The following is a 22,944-nucleotide window of genomic DNA, read 5'->3' on the forward strand; positions in this document are numbered from 1 at the left end:
TGAACCCCTTTATACGCTCTGCCAGCTGGCTGGGCGGTCGCACCCGCAAACGCCGAAAGGTCGTGGGTGAGGAAAGTCCGGGCTCCATGGAAACACGGTGCCGGTTAATGGCCGGCGGGGGCGACCCCAGGGAAAGTGCCACAGAAAGCAAACCGCCACGATCCGGCTTGCCGGATTCGGGGTAAGGGTGAAAGGGTGGGGTAAGAGCCCACCGCGCGACTGGCAACAGGAGCGGCACGGTAAACCCCACCGGGAGCAAGACCGAATAGGGACGGTGCGAGGGGAAACTCTCGAGGGCTGTTTCCGGCTCACCGTCCGGGTAGGTTGCGTGAGGCGCATGGCAACATGCGCCCAAGATGAATGGCCGCCACGTTCTCGCCTCGCAAGGGGCGAGGGCCATACAGAACCCGGCTTACAGGCCAGCTGGCAATTTTTTCTCCCGCGATATCGAAGAGAAGTCTCTTGATATCAACAGGTTGCGCCCTCGGGCGCGCCTGCTGATTCAAGTTTGTTCACCGATCCATCCATGCGAGCGAGGGCCGGCTATTGTTGCTTGAAACTGGTGCGATTAAATCGTACCATGGATCAGCTGATAGCATCGGGAGCCTCTCATGGGACAGGTCGACAAACGCAGCATCACGCTGTCGCCGGAACTGGCGGCGGCGGTGGACGATGTAGTCGCCGCCGGCGAATATGCATCGGCCAGCGAAGTGATCCGCGACGCGCTCAGACAGTGGAAAGACCGGCGCGACCTGCATGGCTACACGGTCGAGGAATTGCGCAAGCTGGTGCAGGAAGGGATCGACAGCGGGCCTGGTCGATTTGCGTCAATGGATGACATCAAGGCTGAAGCGAGGAGACGCCTGCGATCTGACGACGCGGCATGAATCTGCTGCCCATCGTCCGGAATGCGCGCGCAGAAGACGATTTGATCGCGATCTGGCTTCATGTTGCACGCGACAGCGAGGCTGCGGCCGATCGGTTGCTCGATCGCATCGAGGCGCGGTGGCGGCAACTGCACCTATCCCTTCTTAGGCGCACCGCGCGACGACATCGCGCCAGGCATCCGTCATCTGGTCGTTGGCGACTATCTCACCTTGTACCGGGTCGATGACGATGCGATCGAAATAATCCGCGTGCTGCATGGCAAGCGCAACATCGAGGCCGATGACGTCGGCGCGTAGCCGTTTCGTCAGCCGCCGATCTTGTCCAGTGACGCCTCGATCGCCTTCCAGAGCTCGTCCACCGGCTCGCAGCCGACCGAGAGGCGAACGAAGCCGGCGGCAACGGCATCGCCTCGCTTCAAGCGCCGCTCGGCGGAGGTGTGGACGCCGCCGAAGGATGTCGCGGCCTGCATCAAGGCGCAATTGTTGATGAAATCCTCGGCCTTGTCCTCCGAGGCGAGCTCGAAAGAAATGAGAAAGCCAAAGCGCTCCATCTGGGCGCGGGCAAGGTTGTGCGACGGATCGCCTTCCAGTCCGGGATAACGCAGACCGCTGATTGCCCCATGGCCCTGCAGCCGCCGCGCGATGACTTCCGCCGAGGAACACATGCGATCGAAGCGCACATCCAGTGTCTCCAGGCCGCGGTGCACCAGCCAGGCTTCGAATGGTCCGGGAATGCTGCCGGAAACTTCGCGCCAGCCGGTCACGGCGGCGATGATATCGGCATTGCGGCTGGCCACATGGCCGAACAGCACGTCGGAGTGGCCATTGGGTGCCTTGGTGTCGGCGGCAACGACGATATCGGCGCCATGGTCGAGCGGCCGCTGGCCGAAGGGTGTCATGGTCGTGTTGTCGACGACAAGGATCGCGCCGGCTTTGTGAACAGCATCGGCAACGGCGGCGATATCGCAGATATCCAGCCCCGGATTGGCAGGGGTTTCGACAAACGCCAGCCGATAACCATCGAAGCCGCCATCGAGGAAGGTCGAGGTCGGCCTGACATCGTAGGTGATGCCGAGCGGCTTGAGGAAGCGATCGGCCAAAGCCCGCGTCGTGTGATAGCCGTCTGAAGGCAGCAGGATACGGTCGCCGGCCTTGAGCATGGCAAAAAACGCCGCCGAGATTGCCGCCATTCCTGAAGGGAAGGCAACGCACGGCGCACTCTCCAGATGAGCCAGCATATGTTCGACCGCGTCCCAGGTCGGGTTGCTGAAGCGGCCATACTGGTTGAAGCCGGTGGCGTCGCCGGGCGCATGAAAAATGGCGGCCATGGTCAGGGGCAGGGGAATGGAATCGCCCATGGCAAGCCCGCTGCGACGCAGATGAGGAAGTGCTGCAGCGCGTGACTTTGCTGTTTCAGACATCGAATTTCCAACCCTGTTTGCGACCGACGAGATGTGGCGAGACGCTATGCCCGGCAGCGGCGCGCGGCAAGGCGCGTCCGGTTGGGCCAAGCGGCTCTAAACGCTTCGTTAGGCTTAATAGACGATAAAGACGAGACGTGTCGTCGAGGCTGTTCTCATTGGTCGCGGCGCGCGTGTTTGTGAAGCCTATTCCCGTTGACGCCCATAGTGCCCCATGATATCCCATCCAGACATCAAAGCCTTCGTTCCGCGTCAGGGTAAAGCGTACGCCAATCGGGCAGCCGCGGCGGCTGCGCGTTTGCCGGTCTTTGCCCGTGTGGACGAGGCTGATACGGGGCAGGGAACGCGCCGCGGCGGCGCGGGCGACAAGATGGAGAGGGGTGCGGCGGCGAAAGCGGCTGTAGCGTTTAATGGACCGGTTTCTGTCAAACACGGTGAGCAGGATCGATGCGAAGGGACGGGTGTCCGTTCCCGCGCATTTCCGTGCCGTCGTGCAGAAGCGCGGCTATTCGGAACTCTACGCGCTGCGCTGCCTCGACCTGCCGGCGATGGATGTCGGCGGGCTCGACCTGCTCGACCGCTACGAGCAGCGCATTGCGCTCGAGGATCCCTTCCTGCAGACGGCGGACGACATGTCGTTCTTCTGCCATGGCGATGGCACCTTCTTGAAACTCGACCAGGACGGCCGCATCACGATGAGCGATTTCATTCGCGAACACACCGGCATTTCGGCGGAAGTGGCCTTTGTCGGACGCGGCAATTTCTTTCAGATCTGGGAGCCGGGACGGCTTGCCGCCTATGGGGCGCAGGCGCGAGCCCGGCTTTTGCAGCTTCGGCAGGGGACGAAGCCTGGGGAGCGACCGGAATGACGGCGAGCCACGGCGATGACCTTCCTCACGCCGTTGGCGGATCGGCCCGCCACATTCCGGTCCTCCTTGGCGAAGTGCTCGAAGCGCTGGCGCCGGCGCAGGGCGACGTCATCATAGATGGCACATTCGGTGCCGGCGGCTACACCAGGGCCATTCTGGCGACGGGCGCCTCGGTTGTGGCGATCGATCGCGATCCGGATGCAATCGATGCCGGGCGCGATCTGGAAGCGCAGTCCGGCGGCCGGCTGCGGCTGGTGCAGGCGCCGTTCTCGACGCTGGACGAACATGTCGAGAGCGCCGAGGGCGTCGTGCTCGACATCGGCGTGTCCTCGATGCAGCTCGACCAGGCCGAGCGCGGGTTTTCGTTCCGCGCCGACGGGCCACTCGACATGCGCATGGCGCAATCGGGCCTCAGCGCCGCCGATGTCGTCAATTCCTTCAAGCCGGGCGACCTTGCCCGTATCTTCGGCTTTCTCGGCGAGGAGCGCCATGCCGGACGCATCGCCCGCATGATCGAGGCGCGCCGCGAAAAGCGCCCGTTCGAACGCACGCTGGAACTGGCCGACGCCATCGAGACGCATATCGGCCGGGCGCCGAAGGACAAGATCCATCCGGCGACGCGCGTCTTCCAGGCGCTGCGCATCTTCGTCAATGACGAGCTTGGCGAACTGGCCAAGGCGCTGTTCGCGGCCGAACGCGCGCTGAAGCCGGGCGGTCGGCTCGCCGTGGTGACGTTCCATTCGCTGGAAGACCGCATCGTCAAGCGCTTCATCGCCGACCGGGCCGATGTTGCGACCGGCTCACGTCACCTGCCCGAGGCTCATGCGCGCACCGCGACGTTCCGCAAGGCGGGCGGCGGCGTGACTGCCGGCGACGCCGAGGTGGCGGCCAATCCGCGCGCCCGTTCGGCCAGGCTGCGCGCGGCGATCCGCACCGAGGCGCCGGCGCGCAGCAGCGACTTTTCGATTTTCGGCCTTCCAAAGCTTCCCGGCCCAACACTTCCCGGCACAGGCCGACCGGGGGAGAGGTAGCTAAGTGTTTCGTACCAGCGACATTGTCCTGATCGCCGTCATGGTTGCGGTCGCGGCCCTTACCTACAAGGCCAAGCGCGAGGCCGAGGAACAATTGGCCGCGGTGCAGAAGATCCATGCGCAGATACGCTATGAGGAGGATACGATCGACCTGCTCAAGGCCGACTGGAGCCTGCTTACCCAGCCGTCGCGGCTGCAGAAGCTCGCCGAACTCTACAAATCGCAGCTCGAACTCGAGCCGGTCAGCGCTCGCCAGATCGGCGGCATCGGCGACCTGCCGGCCAAATCCCTTGACATCCAGGACATCCTGTCGGGACGCCAGGGAGGCATGGCCGACAATTCGGGTGGCAACGCGCCGCCGGACGGCAGGGATCCCGTGGTGACCGGAGGCATCGCCCAATGATCGGCAAACTGCTGAAGCGTCGCGCCAGGACGAGTGAAGATGGATCGATCGTGGTCGAGGGCGCCCGCAAGACGACCGGCGGCAAGGGCAGGACGCGCATCGTCATGACCATGGCGGTGTTCTTCGGTATCTTCTCGACCATATCAGGGCGGCTGGTCTATCTCGGCTTCCAGACCCCCGACATGTCGGGCGGTCCGCAGAGCCGGGTGACGGCATCGCGGCCCGACATCGTCGACCGCAACGGCGAAGTGCTGGCCACGGATATCAAGACGGCGTCGCTGTTTGCAGAACCGCGCCGCATTGTCGACGCCGACGAGGCGATCGAGAAGCTGTCGACGGTGCTTCCGGACATCGACTATGAGCAGACCTACCATAAGCTGAAGAGCGGCGCCGGTTTCGTCTGGCTGCAGCGGCAGCTGACGCCCAAGCAACAGTCCGACATCATGCAACTCGGCATTCCCGGTTTCGGCTTCCGCACCGAAAAGCGCCGCTTCTATCCGAGCGGCGAGACCTCGTCCTACATTGTCGGCCTCACCAACATCGACAACCAGGGCATCTCCGGAATGGAGAAATATGTCGACGAGCAGGGGCTGAGCGATCTGCAGGCATCGGGCCTTGCCATTGCCAAGGATCTCAAGCCGGTAAAGCTTTCGATCGATCTGCGCGTGCAGCATGTGGTGCGCGACGAGATCGCCGCCGGCCTGGAGCGCTATCGTGCCATGGGGGCCGGCGCCGTCGTGCTCAACGTCAAGACCGGCGAAGTGGTGGCCATGGCCTCGGTGCCGGATTTCGATCCGAACAATCCCTACAATGCACAGGACAAGGACCGGCTGAATCGCATGTCGGCGGGCCTCTACGAGATGGGCTCGACCTTCAAGAGCTTCACCTCAGCCATGGCGCTCGATTCCGGCAAGGCGACGATGGCGAGCCGCTTCGATGCTTCGCATCCAATCCGGGTCGGCCATCAGGCCATTCACGATTTCCACGGCAAGAACCGTGTGCTGTCGTTGCCGGAGGTGTTCCTCTACTCGTCCAACATCGGGTCGGCCAGGGAAGCCGAGATGGTCGGCATCGAGGGGCATCGCGAATTCCTGCATCGCCTTGGCCTTCTGGACAGGATGCAGACCGAATTGCCGGAGACTGCCCGTCCAACTGAACCGAAGGTCTGGAAACAGGTCAATTCATTCACCATCGCCTTCGGCCATGGCGTGTCGACGACGCCGTTGCAAGCGGCTGTGGGCTGCGCGGCGTTGATGAATGGCGGCTTCCTGATGAACCCTACCTTTCTGGTGCGTACGCAGGCGGAAGCGATGGCCACGGCCAAGAAGGTGGTCAGCGAAAAGACCGTTGAAGGCATGCGCTACCTCTATTCGCTCAACGCGGAGAAGGGCTCGGCCAGAAATGCCAGGGTCCCCGGCTACCGCGTTGGCGGCAAGACCGGAACGGCCGAGAAGGTCGTCAATGGCCGCTACTCCAAGGACTTGAATTTCAACACTTTCGTCGCCGCCTTCCCGATGGACGATCCACAGTATCTGGTGTTTACCATTGCCGATGCCCCGCACCCGGAAAAGCCTGGCATGACGGATGTCGCGGCCGCAAATGCGGGGGTCATGGCCGGCAATATCATCAGGCGTTCAGCTGCCATGCTTGGCGTGAAGCCAGATTTCAGCCATGAAAATGGTGCAACGCTGGTTTCCTATCAGTGATTCTTAGGGCGCGCCGGCAACAGCGCGCTATTTTGTTGCGGTGAACGGGACTCGATGAAGCTCAGAGATCTAGCCGGTATCCTGCCCGTCGAGGGAATAGCTTCCGTCGATCTGGAGGTTACAGGGATTTCTTCGGATTCCCGCCAGGTGAAACCGGGCGTTGTCTTTTTTGCGCTCGCCGGAACCAAGGCCGATGGTGCCGTTTATGCCGCCGACGCCGCCGCGCGCGGTGCGGCCGCGATCGTGGCGGGCAAGGGCAGCACCATTGCCGGGCTGTCGGTTCCGTTATTGGCGGTCGACGATCCCCGCCTGGCGCTGGCGCTGAGTGCCGCCCGTTATTCCGGCAAGCAGCCTGAGATCATGGTCGCGGTGACCGGCACCAGCGGCAAAACGTCGGTCGCCGCCTTCACCAGGCAGATCTGGGAGCAGGCCGGTTATGCCGCCGCTTCGATCGGCACCACCGGCGTGGTGGCGCCTGGACGCAACGACTATGGCTCGCTGACGACACCCGATCCGGTCGCCCTGCACCAATTGCTGCGGGAATTGGCGGATGCCGGCGTCACCCACGCTTCGATGGAAGCCTCCAGCCATGGGCTCGACCAGCGCCGCCTCGACGGCGTGAAGCTGGCCGCCGGCGGCTTCACCAATCTCGGCCGCGACCATATGGACTATCATCCGACCATCGAGGACTATCACCGCGCCAAACTGCGTCTGTTCGACACGCTGCTGCCGAAGGGCGCACCGGCCGTGATCTTCGCCGACGATCCATGGTCGGCGCCGACGATCGAGGCCGCACAGGCTGCCGGGCTCAATGTGCTGACGGTCGGCCGCCATGGCGATTTCCTCAGGCTGAAGCGGGTCGAGCACGAGCGCCACCGCCAACGCGCCGAAGTCGAGGCCGATGGCGTGCTCTACGAGATCGACCTGCCGTTGGCCGGTGATTTCCAGATTTCGAACGCGCTGGTTTCGGCGGGTCTTGCCATCTCCACGGGAACACCTGTCGCCAAGGCCTTGATGGCGTTGGAGAAACTGAAGGGCGCGCCGGGCCGGCTCGACCTCGTCGGCACCACCGCCAGCGGCGCGCCGGTCTATGTCGATTATGCCCACAAGCCGGACGCGCTGGAAAACGTTCTGGCCTCGGTCCGGCCGTTCACCACCGGCCGCGTCATCGTCGTGTTCGGCTGCGGCGGCGACCGCGACCGCGGCAAGCGACCGATCATGGGCGAGATTGCGACGCGACTTGCAGATGTCGTCATCGTCACCGACGACAATCCGCGCTCCGAAGTGCCGGAAACGATCCGCGCCGCTATTTTGGCCGCCGCTCCCGGTGCCATCGAGATCGGCGACCGGCGCCAGGCGATTCATGAGGCGGTCGCCATGCTGCATGCCGGCGACACGCTGATCGTGGCCGGCAAGGGGCACGAGGAGGGCCAGACGATCGGCTCCGAGACCTTGCATTTTTCCGATCACGAGGAGGTTCGCGCGGCACTCGTGGAGCGTGCCGCATGAGCTTGCTGTGGACCTCCGAGGCGCTGGTTGCCGCCATGGACGGGCGGCCGCTCGGGCCGATGCCGGAAGGCATTTCAGGCATTTCGATCGACAGCCGCAGCCTGCAGCCGGGCGACGCCTTCTTCGCTATCAAGGGCGAGGCGATGGACGGCCATGACTTCGCAACCGCCGCCATCAAGGCTGGCGCCGGCGTGCTGGTGGTGGCCGAAGGCAAGCTGCCGTCGCTCGGCCGGCTGACGGCGCCGATCATCGTCGTCGAGGACGTGCTGGTCGCGCTGGAAAAGCTTGGAGTTGCGTCGCGCGCCCGCTCGAGCGCGAAAATCATCGCTGTGACCGGTTCGGCCGGCAAGACCACCACCAAGGAAGCGCTGCGCCATGTGCTGCAAGCCGCCGGCAAGGTGCATGCCTCGGCGCAGTCCTTCAACAATCACTGGGGCGTGCCGCTGACTTTGGCACGCATGCCCGATGATTGCGACTATGCCGTGTTCGAGATCGGCATGAACCATCCCGACGAGATCCGTCCGCTGGTCAAGATGGTGAGGCCGCATGTCGCCATCGTCACCATGATCGCGGCCGCCCACCTAGGTTTCTTCCGCAATCTGGACGAGATCGCCAAGGCCAAGGCCGAGATTTTCGAGGGGCTGGAGCCCGAGGGGGCCGCCGTCCTCAACCGCGACGATACGCGCTTCAAGCTGCTCGACAAGATGGCCCATGCAGCCGGTGTCGAGCACGTCTACGGCTTCGGCGAGAATGCGCGCTCTACCTTCAAGCTCACCAAATGCGAACTGCATGCGGATCATTCCGATATCATCGCCAGGATCGGCGGCCACGAAGTGACGGCGCGGATCGGCGCGCCCGGCCGCCATATGGTGCAGAACGTGCTGGCGGTGCTGGGGGCGGCACATCTGGTCGGGGCCGATCTCGACAAGGTGACACTCGCACTGGCCGATCTTTCGGCCGAGCGCGGGCGCGGCAAGCGCCATGTGCTGCGCCATCCCGGTGGCTCGACTTCGAGCCACCCAGGTGGACCGATCACGCTGATCGACGAAAGCTACAACGCCAATCCGGCATCGATGGCTGCTGCCATGGCATTGCTCAACGCGACGCCTGTGACGGGCGAGGGCCGCCGCATCGCCGTGCTCGGCGACATGCTCGAACTCGGCGACCATTCGGCCAAGCTGCATGCAGCCCTTGCCGAACTCATCGTCGGCACCGGGACACAGACCGTCTTCCTCGGCGGCCCGGAAATGCGGGCGCTGGCCGAAGCGCTGCCGGCTGAGATCAAGACGGAATACCGCGCTGGTGTCGAGGAGCTGAAGCCGGTGCTGCTTGCCGCGCTTAAGCCGGGTGACGTGGTGATGATCAAATCGTCGAAGGGCATCGGTTTTGCAAAACTGGTCGATGCGCTGCTGGGCAAATTCCCGGCTGAATCGACAGCTAGAAAACAGACCTAGGTCGGGGGACGAAAACGCATGTTTACACTGCTCGTCGATTTTGCGGACAAGGTCTCGGTCTTCAATGTCTTCCGCTACATCACCTTCCGCACCGGCGGGGCGCTGATCACGTCGGCGCTGATCGTCTTCATCTTCGGACCGACCATCATCAATTCGCTGCGGCTGCGGCAAGGCAAGGGTCAGCCGATCCGCGCCGATGGGCCGCAGACACATTTCAAGAAGGCCGGCACGCCGACCATGGGCGGCCTGATGATCCTGTCGGGCATCATCGGCTCGTCGCTTTTGTGGGCGAACCTGTCGAGCATCTATGTCTGGGTGGTGCTGCTGGTGACGCTGGGCTTCGGGTCGATCGGCTTCTACGACGACTATCTCAAGGTAACCAAGCAGTCGCATCTCGGCTTTTCCGGCAAGGCACGCCTTGCGCTTGAATTTGTCATTGCCGGCATCGCCGCCTGGGTGATCATGCACAATGGCCAGGCGCCGTTCTCTTCGTCGCTGACATTTCCCTTCGCCAAGGAATTCATCGTCAATCTCGGCTGGTTCTTCATTCCGTTCTCCTGCTTCGTCATCGTCGGCGCCGGCAATGCTGTGAACCTCACCGACGGTCTGGACGGACTGGCGATCGTGCCGATCATGATCGCGGCGGCTTCCTTCGGTGTCATCGCCTATCTCTCCGGCAACGCCGTGTTCGCCGAATATCTGCAGATCCATTTCGTGCCCGGCACCGGTGAACTGGCGGTCGTGCTCGGCGCGGTCATCGGCGCTGGTCTGGGCTTCCTCTGGTTCAATGCGCCGCCTGCGGCGATCTTCATGGGCGACACCGGCTCGCTGGCCATGGGCGGCCTGATCGGCACCGTTGCGGTCGCCACCAAGCACGAGATCGTTCTGGTCATCGTCGGCGGATTGTTCGTCGTGGAAATCCTGTCGGTCATCATCCAGGTCGGCTACTTCAAGATGACCGGCAAGCGGGTGTTCCTGATGGCGCCGATCCACCATCATTTCGAAAAGCTCGGCTGGACCGAAAGCCAGGTGGTGATCCGCTTCTGGATCATCGCCGTCATCCTGGCGCTGGTCGGCCTGTCGACCCTCAAGCTGAGATAGGAAGCCCCTTGATCCCCGCCGCATCCTTTTCAGGCAAGCGCGTTTCGCTCTTCGGGCTCGGTGGCTCGGGGATCGCGACGGCGCGCGCACTGATCGAGGGCGGCGCGGACGTGCTGGCTTGGGACGACAATCCCGAAAGCGTGGCCAAGGCAACGGCTGCCGGCATCGCAACCGCCGATCTCCGCGGCGCCGACTGGGCGAAATTCTCGGCCTTCGTGCTGTCGCCAGGTGTGCCGCTGACGCATCCCAAGCCGCATTGGACGGTGGAGCTGGCGCGCGGTTCGGGCGTCGAGATCATCGGCGACATCGAGCTTTTCTGCCGCGAGCGGATGCTGAGCGCGCCAAATTCGCCTTTCATCGCCATCACCGGCACCAACGGCAAGTCGACGACGACCGCGCTGACCGCGCATATCCTGAAAGCCGCGGGACGCGACACCCAGATGGGCGGCAATATCGGCCGCGCGGTAATGACGCTCGATCCACCCGAGCCCGATCGGCACTATGTGGTCGAATGCTCGTCCTACCAGATCGACCTCGCGCCCTCGATCAATCCGACGGCAGGCATCCTGCTTAACCTGACGCCCGATCATCTCGACCGCCACGGCACCATGCAGCACTACGCCGCGATCAAGGAGCGGCTGGTGGCCGGCAGCGAGACGGCGATCGTCGGCATCGACGATTCCTGGTGCGCGCAGATCGCCGAGCGGTTGGAGCGGGCGGGCCGGCCTGTCATCCGCATTTCCAAGCGCCTGCCGCTGACCGATGGCTATTTCGCCGATGGCAGCAATCTGATGGAAGCCGTGCACGGCCGTTACAGCCGTGTCGCCTTCCTCGAAGGCATCGGCTCGCTGCGTGGCCAGCACAATGCCCAGAACGCTCTGGCGGCGGTCGCCGCTTGCCTCAAGGTCGGGCTGGAGCTTGGCGAGATCCAGTCGGGGCTGGAAAGCTTTCCCGGCCTCGCGCACCGCATGGAGCAGGTCGGCCGCAAGGACCATGTGCTGTTCATCAACGATTCCAAGGCGACCAATGCCGATGCGGCGGCGCCGGCGCTGTCCAGCTTCGCGCGCATCTACTGGATCGCCGGCGGCCTGCCCAAGGAAGGCGGCATCGAACCCTTGCGCGGCTTCTTCCCGCGCATCGCCAAGGCCTATCTTATCGGCGAGGCGGCGCCGGCTTTTTCGGCGACGCTGGGCGAGGCAGTTCCCTACGAGATTTCAGGCACGCTGGCCGCGGCGGTCGAGCACGCCGCGCATGATGCGGCCAAGGACGACAGCGGTGAGGCGGTGGTGCTGCTGTCGCCGGCCTGCGCCAGCTTCGACCAGTTCAAGAATTTCGAAGTCCGCGGCGAAGCCTTCAGGCAAGCTGCGAATGCTATCGAGGGTGTGAAACCCATCGGAGGGGCACGATAATGCAGAGCCGTCTCGACAAAAGTCCGGTTGCGACCTGGTGGTGGACGATCGATCGCTGGTTCCTGGCGGCGTTCCTGTCGCTGATGGGGCTTGGCATCGTCTTGTCCTTCGCTGCCAGCCCGGCGGTGGCCGAACGCATCGGCCTCGACAGTTTCCACTTTGCCACCAGGCAGATCATCTTCACCGTGCCGGCGCTCGGCGTGATGCTGGCCGTTTCCTTCCTCGATTCCAGGCAGATCCGGCGCATGGCGCTGGTCATCCTGTGCCTGATGCTGGTGCTGATGGTGGCGGTGCTCTACATCGGCGTCGAGGTGAAGGGTGCGCGCCGCTGGGTGTCGCTTGCAGGCCTGTCGATCCAGCCGTCGGAATTCCTGAAGCCGGCCTTCGTCATCATGTGCGCCTGGCTGTTCGCCGAGCACAAGCGCCAGCCTGACATTCCGGGCAATCTGTTTGCCATGCTGCTGCTGGTGCTGGTCGTATCGCTGCTGGTGGCGCAACCGGACCTCGGCCAGACCATGCTGACGACCGGCACCTGGGGCATCATGTTCTTCATGGCCGGGCTGCCCTGGCTGTGGATCGTCGCGCTCGGCGCGGCCGGCGTCGGTGGCGTCTTTGCCGCCTATACGGTGTTCCCGCACGTTGCCTTGCGCATCGACAAGTTCCTCACCGGCGAGGGCGACACGTTCCAGGTCGACATGGGGCGCGAAGCGCTGATCAATGGCGGCTGGTTCGGTGTCGGGCCGGGCGAGGGCACAGTCAAGCGCGTCATTCCCGATAGCCATGCCGACTTCGTCTTCTCGGTCGCGGGCGAAGAGTTCGGGCTGATCATGTGCTTCTTCATCATGTCGATCTTCGCCTTCATCGTGCTGCGCGGCCTCAACACGGCGCTGAAGGAGCATGACGATTTCACCCGCTATGCGGTCGGCGGCCTCGTCACCGTGTTTGGCCTGCAAGCGGTCATCAACATGTGCGTCAATCTCCAGCTTGTGCCGGCCAAAGGTATGACGCTGCCGTTCATCTCCTATGGCGGCTCCTCGCAGATCGCCATCGCCATCTCGATGGGCATGGTGCTGGCGCTGACACGCAAGCGGCCGGAAAAGCGCAAGCAGATGGGCTTTGGCCTGTCGCAACGCGCCCTGCCGGCGGAGTGATATGGCCAGAGGCGTCATCCTTCTCGCGGCAGGCGGCACCGGTGGGCATCTTTTCCCGGCCGAAGCGCTGGCGCATGAGCTGAACGAGCGCGGCTGGTCAGTGCATCTGGCGACCGACGACCGTGCAGAGCGTTTCGCCGGCCATTTCCCGGCCGCAGCCGTCCATCCGATCCAGTCGGCGACGATGGGCTCGAAAAACCCCTTTGCCCTGCTTGGTGCCTTCTGGAAAATCTGGCGCGGCGTGCGCCAGGCTTCCGCCGTCATCGCCAGGATCAAGCCGGATGCGGTCGTCGGCTTTGGCGGCTATCCGACCTTGCCGCCGCTCTACGCGGCGACACGGCGCAAGGTGCCGACGCTGATCCATGAGCAGAACGCGGTGATGGGGCGCGCCAACCGGGCGCTGGCCGGCCGTGTCGATGCCATCGCCGGCGGCTTCCTGCCGCAGGACACCAGTGCTGCCGGGGTCAAGACGATGACGACAGGCAATCCGGTCAGGCCGGCCGTGCTGGAAGCGGCCAGGACGAATTATGCGGCATCGACCGGGGAACAGCCGTTCCGCCTGCTGGTGTTCGGCGGCAGCCAGGGCGCTCAGTTCTTTTCCGATGCCGTGCCGGGGGCGATCGCGCTGCTTTCCGATGCTCAGCGCAAGCGGCTGGTCATTACCCAACAAGCTCGCGCCGATGATGTGGCGCGGGTCAAGGCGGCCTATGCGGCACTGGGCGTTGCTGCCGAGGTCTCACCCTTCTTCACCGACATGGCGCAGCGTATGGCGGCTGCTCATCTGGTGATCTCGCGTTCCGGCGCCTCGACCGTTTCGGAGATCGCCGTCATCGGCCGGCCGGCGCTGCTGGTGCCTTACCCCTATGCGCTCGATCACGACCAGGCGGCGAACGCGGCGGCCCTTGCCGCGGCCGGCGGCGGTGAAGTGCATCCGCAATCCTCGCTCTCGCCCGAACGCATCGCAGCGCTCATTGGCGAGCTGATGGACGACCCCGATCGGCTTGTGGCGATGGCGGCGGGCGCGAAATCGGCCGGCCGGCCGAACGCGGCACGGTTGCTCGCTGATCTTACAGAGGCTATTGCGTCCAAAAAAACCATTTCGGATTTCAGGAAGGGGACGCAAGCATGAAGATGCCGCAGACCATCGGCCTTGTGCATTTCATCGGCATTGGCGGCATCGGCATGAGCGGCATTGCCGAAGTGCTGCACAATCTCGGCTACAAGGTGCAAGGGTCCGACCAGGCCGAAAGCGCCAATGTGCAGCGGCTGCGCGACAAGGGCATCGAATGCTTCGTCGGCCACAGGGCCGAGAATCTCGGCGATGCCGAGGTGGTGGTCGTCTCGACGGCGATCAAGAAATCCAACCCGGAGCTGAAGGCCGCGCGCGAAAAGCTGCTGCCGATCGTGCGCCGGGCCGAAATGCTGGCCGAGCTGATGCGCTTTCGCCAGGCGGTGGCGATCGGCGGCACGCATGGCAAGACGACGACGACCTCGATGGTGGCGACCTTGCTTGATGCCGGTGGGCTCGATCCGACCGTCATCAATGGCGGCATCATCAATGCCTACGGCACCAACGCGCGCATGGGCGACGGCGAGTGGATGGTGGTCGAGGCCGACGAGAGCGACGGCACTTTCCTGAAACTGCCGGCCGAGATCGCGGTCGTCACCAACATCGATCCTGAGCATCTCGATCACTATGGCAGCTTCGACAAGGTGCGCGAGGCGTTCCGCCAGTTCGTCGAGAACGTGCCGTTCTACGGTTTTGGCGTGATGTGCACCGACCATCCCGAGGTGCAGGCGCTGGTCAGCCGCATCGAGGACCGCCGGGTCATCACCTATGGCGAGAATGCGCAGGCCGACGTGCGCTTTACCAATCACCGCATGGCAGGTGCCATTTCTGAATTCGACGTGGTGATACGCGACCGCAAGACAGGCGGCCAGACTGTCATAGCAGGCCTGCGCCTGCCGATGCCCGGCCGCCACAACGTCTCCAACGCGACGGCAGCGATCGCGGTCGCGCATGAGCTCGGCCTGTCGGCCGAGGCGATCAAGAAGGGCCTGTCGTCCTTCGCCGGCGTCAAGCGCCGCTTCACCCATACCGGTTCGTGGGACGGCGTCGAAATATTCGACGATTACGGCCACCATCCGGTCGAGATCTCGGCGGTGCTGAAGGCGGCGCGCAGCGCCACCCAGGGTCGCGTCATCGCCATTGCCCAGCCGCATCGCTTCACCCGGCTGCATGATCTGTTCAACGAGTTTTCCACCTGCTTCAACGACGCCGACACAGTGATGGTGGCGCCGGTCTACGCGGCCGGCGAGGAGCCGATCGACGGCGTCAACTCGGACGCGCTGGTGTCGCGTATCCGCGCCGGCGGCCATCGCGACGCGCGCTACATCGAGGGTCCGGCGGCGATCGCGCCCATCATCCGCGACCTGGCAAAATCAGGTGACTTCGTCGTCTTCCTGGGCGCCGGCAACATCACCCAATGGGCCTATGCGTTGCCCAAGGAGCTTGGCGGGACCGTCTCATGATGCACGGCCAGGCCCTGATCGACAGACTTGGCGACCGGCTTGCCGGCCTGCGCGGCCGTCTCACGCCGAACGCCGAGATGGACAAGATCACCTGGTTCCGTGCAGGGGGTCTGGCTGAAGCGTTGTTTCAGCCGGCTGATGAGGAGGATCTTGCGGTGTTCCTCAAAGCCGTTCCTGAAGAAATACCTCTTACCGTCGTTGGCGTCGGCTCCAACCTGCTGGTCCGCGACGGCGGCATCGAGGGCTTTGTCATCCGCCTTTCGGCCAAGGGCTTCGGCGAGGCCGAGGTGATTTCGCCGATCAGGATCAAGGCGGGAGCTGCGACCCCCGACAAGCGTGTCGCAGCGGTGGCGCTCGAGGCCGGCATTGGCGGCTTTCATTTCTACCACGGCATTCCGGGTGCAATCGGCGGTGGGCTGCGGATGAATGCCGGCGCCAATGGTGTCGAGACGCGCGAGCGCGTCGTCGAAGTGCGGGCGCTCGACCGCAAGGGCAATGTGCAGACGCTGAGCAATGCCGATATGGGATACGCCTATCGCCATTCAGCGGCGCCCTCCGGGCTGATCTTCACCTCGGCCGTGTTCGAAGGCTTTGCCGAGGACAAAACGGCGATCAAGGCGGCGATGGAGGCCGTGCAGAACCATCGCGAGACCGTGCAGCCGATCCGCGAGAAGACCGGCGGCTCGACCTTCAAGAATCCGGAAGGCACGTCGGCCTGGAAGGAGATCGACAGAGCGGGCTGCCGCGGCCTGATGATCGGCGGCGCCCAGATGTCGCCGATGCATTGCAACTTCATGATCAACACGGGAACCGCGACCGGCTACGACCTGGAATATCTCGGCGAGACGGTGCGCACGCGGGTGCTGGAGAATTCCGGTATCCGGCTGCAATGGGAAATCAAGCGAATCGGCAATTTCCGGCCGGGGCATGCCGTGCAGGAGTTTCTCGGGCAGCTTCTTTAAAGCGCAGCATGGCGCGCGTTGAAGTTCATGTGATGCATGAACTTCAACGAGGCTGAAACGGTCGGCGACCGTTGCCGCAAAGACTCAACGACACGCTTTTCGCATCCATTTTCTCAGAAAGTGAATCTCTCGGAATCGTAAGCACTTGCCAGTGAATCAACTCTCTGATTCTCTGCTCGAAAGCGTTTCCTGATTTGAGTCGTTCGACGCGTTTTCAGCGTTTTCCGTCTGGGGGGCAACCTGCCGGGAGACTCTGACTCAATGTTGCGGAAAATCTGGTTTTGGTCCGCCGTGAGAGAGGGGATGCCGGGGAATGAAAAACAAGCATGTGGCCGTCCTGCTGGGTGGTTTTTCGTCCGAGCGGCCCGTGTCTCTTTCGTCGGGGAAGGCTTGTGCCGATGAACTCGAGAGGGAAGGCTACCAGGTCACCCGTGTCGATGTTGGGCGCGATGTCGGCTCCGTGCTTGCCGAGCTCAAGCCCGATGTTGCCTTCAATGCGCTGCATGGCCCTTTTGGCGAGGACGGCACCATTCAGGGCATCCTTGAATATCTCGGCATTCCCTACACCCATTCTGGCGTGCTCGCCTCGGCTCTGGCCATGAACAAGGAGCAGGCCAAGCGGGTTGCCAAGTCGGTCGGCATCGTGGTCGCCGAATCGAAGATCGCCAGCCGCTTTGCCATCCAGAACAAGCATCCGATGAAGCCGCCCTATGTGGTCAAGCCGGTCAATGAGGGTTCGAGCTTCGGTGTCGTCATCGTGCATGAGGGCCAGTCGCATCCGCCGCAGGTTCTTGGCTCGTCGGAGTGGAAATATGGCGATACCGTCATGGTCGAGCGCTACATCCACGGCAGGGAGCTGACCTGCGCGGTGATGGGCGATGTGGCGCTGGGGGTCTGCGAGATCATCCCGACCGGCCATTCCTTCTACGACTATGATTCAAAATATGTCGCCGGGGGATCAAAGCACGAATGCCCCGCAAAAGTTTCACCGAATATTTACCAAAAAATACAAACACTGGCGCTCAAGGCTCACCAAGCGATCGGCTGTCGAGGCGTTTCCCGTTCGGACTTCCGTTATGACGATCGTCATTCCGAAAACGGCGAGATTGTCTGGCTCGAGGTCAACACCCAGCCGGGTATGACGCCGACGTCTTTGGTGCCTGAAATCGCCGCCCATGCCGGGCACTCGTTTGGCGATTTGTTGAGTTGGATGGTGGAGGACGCTTCGTGTCTGCGTTGAAATGGGGACAAGGTAGGGAGAGGGGCGCGGCCGGGCCGGCGCTGTTCGGCCTGTCATTGTCGTTGGACCATTTCGTACTGCCGCGCATGCTTCGCCGCCCGGTGCGCATTCTGGCGCGCCTGGGCGTTGGGGAATTCCAGGCGCCGCGCTTTTCCGCGGCCATGATGTCGGCCGTGCTGATTTTCTCGAGCAGTGCCTATGGCGCCTATCTCGGTGGTCATGTCGACGGTATCGTGCAGAGCATCACCGCCCGCACCGGCTTTGCCGTCGATCAGGTCAAGGTGGTCGGCAATCGCCAGACCTCCGAAATCGATATACTCGACAGGCTTGAACTTGATGGCTGGACGTCGCTGATCGGCTTTAATGCCGAGGCAGCGCGCGAACGGATCTCCGGCCTGCCGTGGATCGAGGTTGCGGCGGTGCGCAAGGTCTACCCGCACACGCTGGAAGTACGTGTCGAGGAGCGCGAGGCTTTCGCGCTCTGGCAGCAGGGCGACGAGCTTTCGGTCATCGAGAGGAATGGTGCCATGATCGCGCCGTTCTCGGGTGGCAAGCAGGTGCTTCTGCCGCTGCTGATCGGCACCGGCGCGCCGGCGAGCGCGCCCGATTTCCTGGCCAAGGTCGAAAAATATCCCGAGCTCGCGAGCCGGATCAAAGGTTATATCCGCGTCGGCGAGCGGCGCTGGGACCTGAAGCTGGACAATGGCATCACCGTCAAGCTTCCCGAGGACGACGAGGATCAGGCGCTCGCCGAACTCGTGAAGATGGATCATGATAGCGGCTTGCTGTCGCGTGACATCGCCGCCGTCGACATGCGCCTGACGGACCGGCTGGTCGTGCAGTTGACGGCGGAAGCGGCGACGCAGCGCGAAGCCGCCCTCAACGAGAAACCCAAGAGCCTGAAGCGCAAGCCGGAGACGAAGATATGAACTGGCTTGGCGGTCCTGGCGATGCCGCGTCGCGCCGGTCCGGCACCCTGACGGTGCTGGATGTCGGTTCGAGCAAGGTCTGCTGCATGGTGGCCAAGCTGAAGCCGTGCGATGACGGCAAGCTGCTGCGCGGCCGCTCGCACCGGATCCAGGTGATCGGCATCGGTCACCAGAAGTCGCAAGGCGTGAAGTCGGGTGTCATCGTCGATCTCGACCGCGCCGAGCACGCCATCCGCCTTTCCGTCGACGCGGCCGAGCGCATGGCCGGGCTGACGGTCGATTCTCTGATCGTCAACATGACGGCCGGCCGGCTCAAGAGCGAAGCCTTCTCCGCCACCATCAATCTTGGCGGCCATGAGGCCGACGAGGCCGACATCAAGCGCGTTCTCGGTGCTGGCGCCAAGCAGGCGCTGAAGGCCGAGCGCGAGGTGATCCATTCGCTTCCCGTCGGCTTCTCGCTGGATGCCGAACGCGGCGTGCGCGATCCGCGCGGCATGGTCGGTGACGCACTCGGCGTCGACATGCATGTGCTGACCGGCGACGCCGCGCCGATGCGCAATCTGGAGCTTTCCATCAACCGCTCGCATCTGTCGGTCGAGCGCATGGTGGCGACGCCCTATGCCAGCGGTTTGGCGGCCCTGGTCGACGACGAGCTGGAAATGGGTGCGGCCTGCATCGACATGGGCGGCGGCACGACAACGATTTCGGTGTTTTCGGAAGGCAAGTTCGTCCATGGCGACGCCATCGCCATCGGCGGCAACCACGTCACGCTGGACATGGCCAAGGGGCTGTCGACCTCGCTCGATGCCGCGGAACGGCTGAAGGTGATGCATGGCTCGGCGCTGCCGGGCAGCGCAGACGACCGCGACCTGGTCTCGATCCAGCCGATCGGCGACGATGGCGACGTGCCCTTGCAGATCCCGCGCTCGGTGATGACGCGCATCGTGCGCGCCCGCATCGACGAGACGCTCGAACTGCTGCGCGACCGGCTGAACAGGTCCGGCTATGGCAATGCAGTGGGCAAGCGTGTGGTTCTTACCGGCGGTGCCAGCCAGCTTGCCGGCCTGCCGGAGGCGGCGCGCCGCATCCTGGGACGCAATGTGCGCATCGGCCGCCCGCTCGGCGTGGCCGGCCTGCCGGAAGCGGCGAAGGGGCCGGCCTTCTCGGCCGCGGTGGGGCTTCTGATCTATCCGCAGATGGCGAGCTTCGAGAGCCATCCTGCGAAAGGAATTTCCGGTCTCAAAATGACCGGAACGGGCGGAAAACTGCATCGCATGAGTCAGTGGTTGAGAGACAGTTTCTAAAATTGACGGGGACAGCCCCATAGGCGGCCGCGGCGGCGAAGCGGCGTGAAAGGCAAAGGACGGAGACAATGACCATCAATCTGCAGAAGCCGGACATCACCGAGCTTAAGCCGCGCATCACCGTGTTCGGTGTCGGCGGCGGCGGCGGCAATGCCGTCAACAACATGATCACCGCCGGTCTGCGCGGTGTCGAGTTCGTGGTGGCCAACACCGACGCGCAGGCGCTGACCATGTCGAAGGCCGGCCGCCTGATCCAGCTCGGCGCGCATGTCACCGAGGGCCTCGGCGCCGGCTCGCAGCCGGAAGTCGGCCGTGCGGCGGCGGAAGAGTGCATCGACGAGATTCTCGATCACCTGACCAACACCCATATGTGCTTCGTCACCGCCGGCATGGGCGGCGGCACCGGCACCGGTGCTGCTCCCGTCGTTGCCCGCGCGGCGCGCGAAAAGGGCATCCTCACCGTCGGCGTCGTCACCAAGCCGTTCCACTTCGAAGGCCAGCGCCGCATGAAGACCGCGGATTTCGGCATCGAGGAATTGCAGAAATGCGTCGATACGCTGATCGTCATCCCCAACCAGAACCTGTTCCGGCTGGCCAATGACAAGACCACCTTCGCCGATGCCTTCGCCATGGCCGACCAGGTGCTCTATTCCGGTGTCGCCTGCATCACCGACCTGATGGTCAAGGAAGGCCTGATCAATCTCGACTTCGCCGACGTCCGTTCCGTCATGCGCGAGATGGGCAAAGCGATGATGGGCACCGGCGAGGCTTCCGGCGAGGGCCGCGCGATGGCCGCCGCCGAAGCGGCGATCGCCAACCCGCTGCTCGACGAGACCTCGATGAAGGGGGCCAAGGGCCTGCTGATCTCGATCACCGGCGGCCGCGACCTGACGCTGTTCGAAGTCGACGAAGCCGCGACCCGTATCCGCGAGGAAGTCGACCAGGACGCCAACATCATCCTGGGCGCCACCTTCGACGAGGAACTCGAAGGCGTCATTCGCGTCTCGGTAGTTGCCACCGGCATCGACAAGTCGGCGGCTGAAATCGCCGCCGCGCCGATCTCGATCCGCACGGCGCCTCCGAAGCCGGCCAACCGCCCGGCGGCTCAGATCGCGGAGGTTCGTCCGGCGCCTGTCCAGCAGGCGGCATACGAGCCACGCGCTGTCGACCCGGTCGCGGAAGCCATCCATCTGGCCGAAGCTAATGCCGCGGCCATGGCGCAGGCGCGCCCGGCCCCGGTCGCCCACGCTGAAGATTTCCGCCCGCAGAGCAAGATCTTCCAGGCACCGCCCGCCCAGCCGATGCCGCAGCCGGTGGTCCAGCAGATGCAGCCGGCCCCGCAGCCGCGCGAGATGCTGCGCGAAGCCCCGCAGCCGGTTGCGATGGCGCCGCAGCGTATGCCGCGCGTCGAGGACTTTCCGCCGGTCGTCAAGGCCGAGGTGGATGCCAAGAGCCGCCCGGTCGATCACGAGAACAACAGCGGACCGATGGGCCTGCTGAAGCGCCTGACCAATGGCCTGACCCGTCGCGAGGAGGAACCCGCACGACTGCAGCCGGCGCAGCCGCGCGAGCCCAAGCTGCGCCAGGCAGCGCCCGAAGTACGCCGTCTTGCCAGTCAGGATGCGCAGCTGTATGCGCCGCGCCGTGGCCAGCTCGATGATCAGGGCCGCCTGACGCCGCAGGTGAGGACGACTCAGGAAGACGATCAGCTGGAGATTCCGGCGTTCCTGCGCCGCCAGGCCAACTGATTGGTAAACGGACTGTAACATTTGTTAACAGGTAAGCGAGGAATCGCTTGCCTGTTAACGTTTTGAATGATGGGATTTCAACGACTTACCAATTCGCACTCATTCCATTTCGCGGTTACACAGAGTAAGAAACCGTGATTTGGAGTCTCCCTGACGGGACATTATCTTCGCTGCCTACCATCATCGGTTTGCCGGGATTTCGGGGGAAGTCGCCCTGCCAGCCGATTCACACAAGAGCCGCGCCCTCGGGCTGGAGAAGCGGACCTAGGCATTACGGGCTTATGGGGATTGTCTTGCACGACTATCAGACGACATTGAAGACGCGCGCGTCGCTTACCGGCACCGGCGTCCACAGCGGCAAGGAAGTGTCCATCAGCTTCGTGCCCGCGGATGCCGACACCGGCATCGTTTTCCAGCTTTTCAACGGTGCGGAGCAGGGCCGCGAGTTTCGTGCCCTGGTCTCGGAAGTCGGCGCTACCGACCTGTGCACCATGCTTGGTGATCCCGCTGGCGAGCACATCGCCACGGTCGAGCACATCATGGCGGCGCTGTTTGGGCTCGGCATCGACAATGTCGCCATTGAGATCGATGGTTCCGAGGTTCCTATCTTCGATGGCAGCGCCATGGCGTTCGTCGAAGCCATCGACCAGGCGGGTATCGAGACGCTCTCGGTCAAGCGGCGCTATATCAGGGTCATCAAGCCGGTCCGTATCGAGAACGGCGCCTCGTGGGCGGAGTTTCGCCCCTATGACGGGACCCGTTTCGAGATCGAGATCGACTTCGAAAGTCCGGCGATCGGCCGTCAGCTGTTTGCCTCCGACCTCAATGCCGATATTTTCCGTCGCGACATCGCGCGCGCCCGCACCTTCGGCTTCATGAAGGATGTCGAGCGGCTGTGGGCTGCAGGCTATGCGCTCGGCTCCTCGCTGGAGAACTCGCTGGTCATCGGCGACGACAACCGCGTCATCAATATGGGCGGCCTGCGCTATCCCAACGAATTCGTGCGCCATAAAACGCTGGACGCCATGGGCGACCTGGCGCTGGCCGGCGCCCGCTTCATCGGCTGCTTCCGCTCCTATCGCGGCGGCCACAGGATGAATGCCGCGGCCCTGCGCCGTCTGCTCTCGGACCGCACGGCATTCGAAATCGTCGAGACGACACGCCGCGAGCGTGGCCGCAGCGCCGAGATGAACGCCGTCAATGCGCCACTCTACGCGCCCTGGATGATCTGATTTCCCGGGTTTTTCGGGTTCCATGGGCGATAGCGCATGTGGCAGGAATGCACCAC

At 63.8% G+C, this 22,944-nt stretch carries 19 protein-coding genes, 1 other RNA gene and 1 pseudogene; 20 read left to right on the forward strand and 1 reads right to left on the reverse strand.

Features of this window, described 5'->3' with window-relative positions; genetic code table 11:
* Positions 1-21: 21 nt before the first annotated feature.
* The 3 genes and pseudogenes from rnpB to NKJ37_RS26235 all read left to right on the forward strand — a co-directional run bounded on the left by rnpB (position 22) and on the right by NKJ37_RS26235 (position 1,184).
* Positions 22-431, forward strand: an RNA gene (rnpB, locus tag NKJ37_RS26225) — RNase P RNA component class A.
* Positions 432-611: 180 nt separating this feature from the next.
* Complete coding sequence (locus NKJ37_RS26230; protein WP_023813151.1) at positions 612-887, forward strand: type II toxin-antitoxin system ParD family antitoxin; 276 nt, start codon at positions 612-614, stop codon at positions 885-887.
* Positions 884-1,184 (forward strand): annotated as a pseudogene (locus NKJ37_RS26235) (type II toxin-antitoxin system RelE/ParE family toxin). Before NKJ37_RS26230 ends, NKJ37_RS26235 begins: the two are co-directional and overlap by 4 nt.
* Before the next feature lie 8 nt (positions 1,185-1,192).
* Here NKJ37_RS26235 and NKJ37_RS26240 read toward each other — a convergent pair.
* Positions 1,193-2,308, reverse strand: coding sequence for a cystathionine gamma-lyase (locus NKJ37_RS26240; RefSeq protein WP_352775615.1), 1,116 nt, complete (start codon positions 2,306-2,308; stop codon positions 1,193-1,195).
* A gap of 410 nt (positions 2,309-2,718) precedes the next feature.
* Here NKJ37_RS26240 and mraZ point away from each other — a divergent pair, with 410 nt between their 5' ends.
* The 17 genes from mraZ to lpxC all read left to right on the forward strand — a co-directional run bounded on the left by mraZ (position 2,719) and on the right by lpxC (position 22,888).
* Positions 2,719-3,177 (forward strand): division/cell wall cluster transcriptional repressor MraZ, encoded by a 459-nt coding sequence (gene mraZ / locus NKJ37_RS26245; RefSeq protein WP_056582893.1) that lies wholly within the window; start codon positions 2,719-2,721, stop codon positions 3,175-3,177.
* On the forward strand, positions 3,174-4,208 hold the full coding sequence (gene rsmH / locus NKJ37_RS26250) for a 16S rRNA (cytosine(1402)-N(4))-methyltransferase RsmH (RefSeq protein WP_352775617.1): 1,035 nt from the start codon (positions 3,174-3,176) through the stop codon (positions 4,206-4,208). The genes mraZ and rsmH overlap by 4 nt, the downstream gene beginning before the upstream one ends.
* Before the next feature lie 4 nt (positions 4,209-4,212).
* Positions 4,213-4,611, forward strand: coding sequence for a cell division protein FtsL (gene ftsL, locus NKJ37_RS26255; protein ID WP_128303489.1), 399 nt, complete (start codon positions 4,213-4,215; stop codon positions 4,609-4,611).
* The gene (locus NKJ37_RS26260) at positions 4,608-6,317 is read left to right on the forward strand and encodes a peptidoglycan D,D-transpeptidase FtsI family protein (RefSeq protein WP_128303490.1); all 1,710 of its coding nucleotides are present in this window, start codon (positions 4,608-4,610) and stop codon (positions 6,315-6,317) included. Before ftsL ends, NKJ37_RS26260 begins: the two co-directional genes overlap by 4 nt.
* Before the next feature lie 54 nt (positions 6,318-6,371).
* Positions 6,372-7,826: a UDP-N-acetylmuramoyl-L-alanyl-D-glutamate--2,6-diaminopimelate ligase gene (locus tag NKJ37_RS26265; protein ID WP_128303491.1), complete on the forward strand. Its 1,455-nt coding sequence runs from the start codon at positions 6,372-6,374 to the stop codon at positions 7,824-7,826.
* On the forward strand, positions 7,823-9,280 hold the full coding sequence (locus NKJ37_RS26270; protein WP_352442236.1) for a UDP-N-acetylmuramoylalanyl-D-glutamyl-2,6-diaminopimelate--D-alanyl-D-alanine ligase: 1,458 nt from the start codon (positions 7,823-7,825) through the stop codon (positions 9,278-9,280). Before NKJ37_RS26265 ends, NKJ37_RS26270 begins: the two co-directional genes overlap by 4 nt.
* 18 nt (positions 9,281-9,298) lie before the next feature.
* Positions 9,299-10,381 (forward strand): phospho-N-acetylmuramoyl-pentapeptide-transferase, encoded by a 1,083-nt coding sequence (gene mraY, locus NKJ37_RS26275; protein ID WP_013530954.1) that lies wholly within the window; start codon positions 9,299-9,301, stop codon positions 10,379-10,381.
* Between the two features lie 8 nt (positions 10,382-10,389).
* Positions 10,390-11,790, forward strand: coding sequence for a UDP-N-acetylmuramoyl-L-alanine--D-glutamate ligase (gene murD, locus NKJ37_RS26280; protein WP_128303493.1), 1,401 nt, complete (start codon positions 10,390-10,392; stop codon positions 11,788-11,790).
* On the forward strand, positions 11,790-12,941 hold the full coding sequence (gene ftsW / locus NKJ37_RS26285) for a putative lipid II flippase FtsW (protein ID WP_128303494.1): 1,152 nt from the start codon (positions 11,790-11,792) through the stop codon (positions 12,939-12,941). Before murD ends, ftsW begins: the two co-directional genes overlap by 1 nt.
* Position 12,942: 1 nt before the next feature.
* Positions 12,943-14,070, forward strand: a complete 1,128-nt coding sequence (gene murG, locus NKJ37_RS26290) for an undecaprenyldiphospho-muramoylpentapeptide beta-N-acetylglucosaminyltransferase (RefSeq protein ID WP_352775622.1) — start codon at positions 12,943-12,945, stop codon at positions 14,068-14,070.
* Positions 14,067-15,473, forward strand: coding sequence for a UDP-N-acetylmuramate--L-alanine ligase (gene murC, locus NKJ37_RS26295; RefSeq protein ID WP_352775625.1), 1,407 nt, complete (start codon positions 14,067-14,069; stop codon positions 15,471-15,473). Before murG ends, murC begins: the two co-directional genes overlap by 4 nt.
* Complete coding sequence (murB, locus tag NKJ37_RS26300) at positions 15,470-16,435, forward strand: UDP-N-acetylmuramate dehydrogenase (protein WP_352775628.1); 966 nt, start codon at positions 15,470-15,472, stop codon at positions 16,433-16,435. The genes murC and murB overlap by 4 nt, the downstream gene beginning before the upstream one ends.
* A gap of 313 nt (positions 16,436-16,748) precedes the next feature.
* Entirely contained in the window at positions 16,749-17,675 is a 927-nt protein-coding gene (locus NKJ37_RS26305) for a D-alanine--D-alanine ligase (protein WP_352775631.1), read from the forward strand.
* Positions 17,663-18,604, forward strand: coding sequence for a cell division protein FtsQ/DivIB (locus NKJ37_RS26310; RefSeq protein WP_023813137.1), 942 nt, complete (start codon positions 17,663-17,665; stop codon positions 18,602-18,604). Before NKJ37_RS26305 ends, NKJ37_RS26310 begins: the two co-directional genes overlap by 13 nt.
* Positions 18,601-19,908, forward strand: coding sequence for a cell division protein FtsA (ftsA, locus tag NKJ37_RS26315; protein ID WP_023813136.1), 1,308 nt, complete (start codon positions 18,601-18,603; stop codon positions 19,906-19,908). The genes NKJ37_RS26310 and ftsA overlap by 4 nt, the downstream gene beginning before the upstream one ends.
* A 68-nt stretch (positions 19,909-19,976) precedes the next feature.
* A complete protein-coding gene (gene ftsZ, locus NKJ37_RS26320; protein ID WP_352674473.1) occupies positions 19,977-21,656 on the forward strand; it encodes a cell division protein FtsZ in 1,680 nt (559 codons plus the stop codon).
* A gap of 281 nt (positions 21,657-21,937) precedes the next feature.
* Positions 21,938-22,888 (forward strand): UDP-3-O-acyl-N-acetylglucosamine deacetylase, encoded by a 951-nt coding sequence (gene lpxC, locus NKJ37_RS26325; RefSeq protein ID WP_352674471.1) that lies wholly within the window; start codon positions 21,938-21,940, stop codon positions 22,886-22,888.
* Positions 22,889-22,944 lie beyond the last annotated feature (56 nt).

It is taken from the genome of Mesorhizobium sp. M0140, from assembly GCF_040322475.1.
Lineage (GTDB): Bacteria > Pseudomonadota > Alphaproteobacteria > Rhizobiales > Rhizobiaceae > Mesorhizobium.

Coding starts and splice junctions, on each gene's coding strand:
- ftsW (WP_128303494.1), top strand. CDS start 11,790: ATGCAGAGCCGTCTCGACAAAAGTCCGGTTGCGACCTGGTGGTGGACG.
- murC (WP_352775625.1), top strand. CDS start 14,067: ATGAAGATGCCGCAGACCATCGGCCTTGTGCATTTCATCGGCATTGGC.
- NKJ37_RS26230 (WP_023813151.1), top strand. CDS start 612: ATGGGACAGGTCGACAAACGCAGCATCACGCTGTCGCCGGAACTGGCG.
- murG (WP_352775622.1), top strand. CDS start 12,943: ATGGCCAGAGGCGTCATCCTTCTCGCGGCAGGCGGCACCGGTGGGCAT.
- NKJ37_RS26265 (WP_128303491.1), top strand. CDS start 6,372: ATGAAGCTCAGAGATCTAGCCGGTATCCTGCCCGTCGAGGGAATAGCT.
- NKJ37_RS26305 (WP_352775631.1), top strand. CDS start 16,749: ATGAAAAACAAGCATGTGGCCGTCCTGCTGGGTGGTTTTTCGTCCGAG.
- NKJ37_RS26260 (WP_128303490.1), top strand. CDS start 4,608: ATGATCGGCAAACTGCTGAAGCGTCGCGCCAGGACGAGTGAAGATGGA.
- mraY (WP_013530954.1), top strand. CDS start 9,299: ATGTTTACACTGCTCGTCGATTTTGCGGACAAGGTCTCGGTCTTCAAT.
- murB (WP_352775628.1), top strand. CDS start 15,470: ATGATGCACGGCCAGGCCCTGATCGACAGACTTGGCGACCGGCTTGCC.
- rsmH (WP_352775617.1), top strand. CDS start 3,174: ATGACGGCGAGCCACGGCGATGACCTTCCTCACGCCGTTGGCGGATCG.
- ftsZ (WP_352674473.1), top strand. CDS start 19,977: ATGACCATCAATCTGCAGAAGCCGGACATCACCGAGCTTAAGCCGCGC.
- ftsA (WP_023813136.1), top strand. CDS start 18,601: ATGAACTGGCTTGGCGGTCCTGGCGATGCCGCGTCGCGCCGGTCCGGC.
- mraZ (WP_056582893.1), top strand. CDS start 2,719: ATGGACCGGTTTCTGTCAAACACGGTGAGCAGGATCGATGCGAAGGGA.
- lpxC (WP_352674471.1), top strand. CDS start 21,938: ATGGGGATTGTCTTGCACGACTATCAGACGACATTGAAGACGCGCGCG.
- NKJ37_RS26270 (WP_352442236.1), top strand. CDS start 7,823: ATGAGCTTGCTGTGGACCTCCGAGGCGCTGGTTGCCGCCATGGACGGG.
- NKJ37_RS26240 (WP_352775615.1), bottom strand. CDS start 2,308: ATGTCTGAAACAGCAAAGTCACGCGCTGCAGCACTTCCTCATCTGCGT.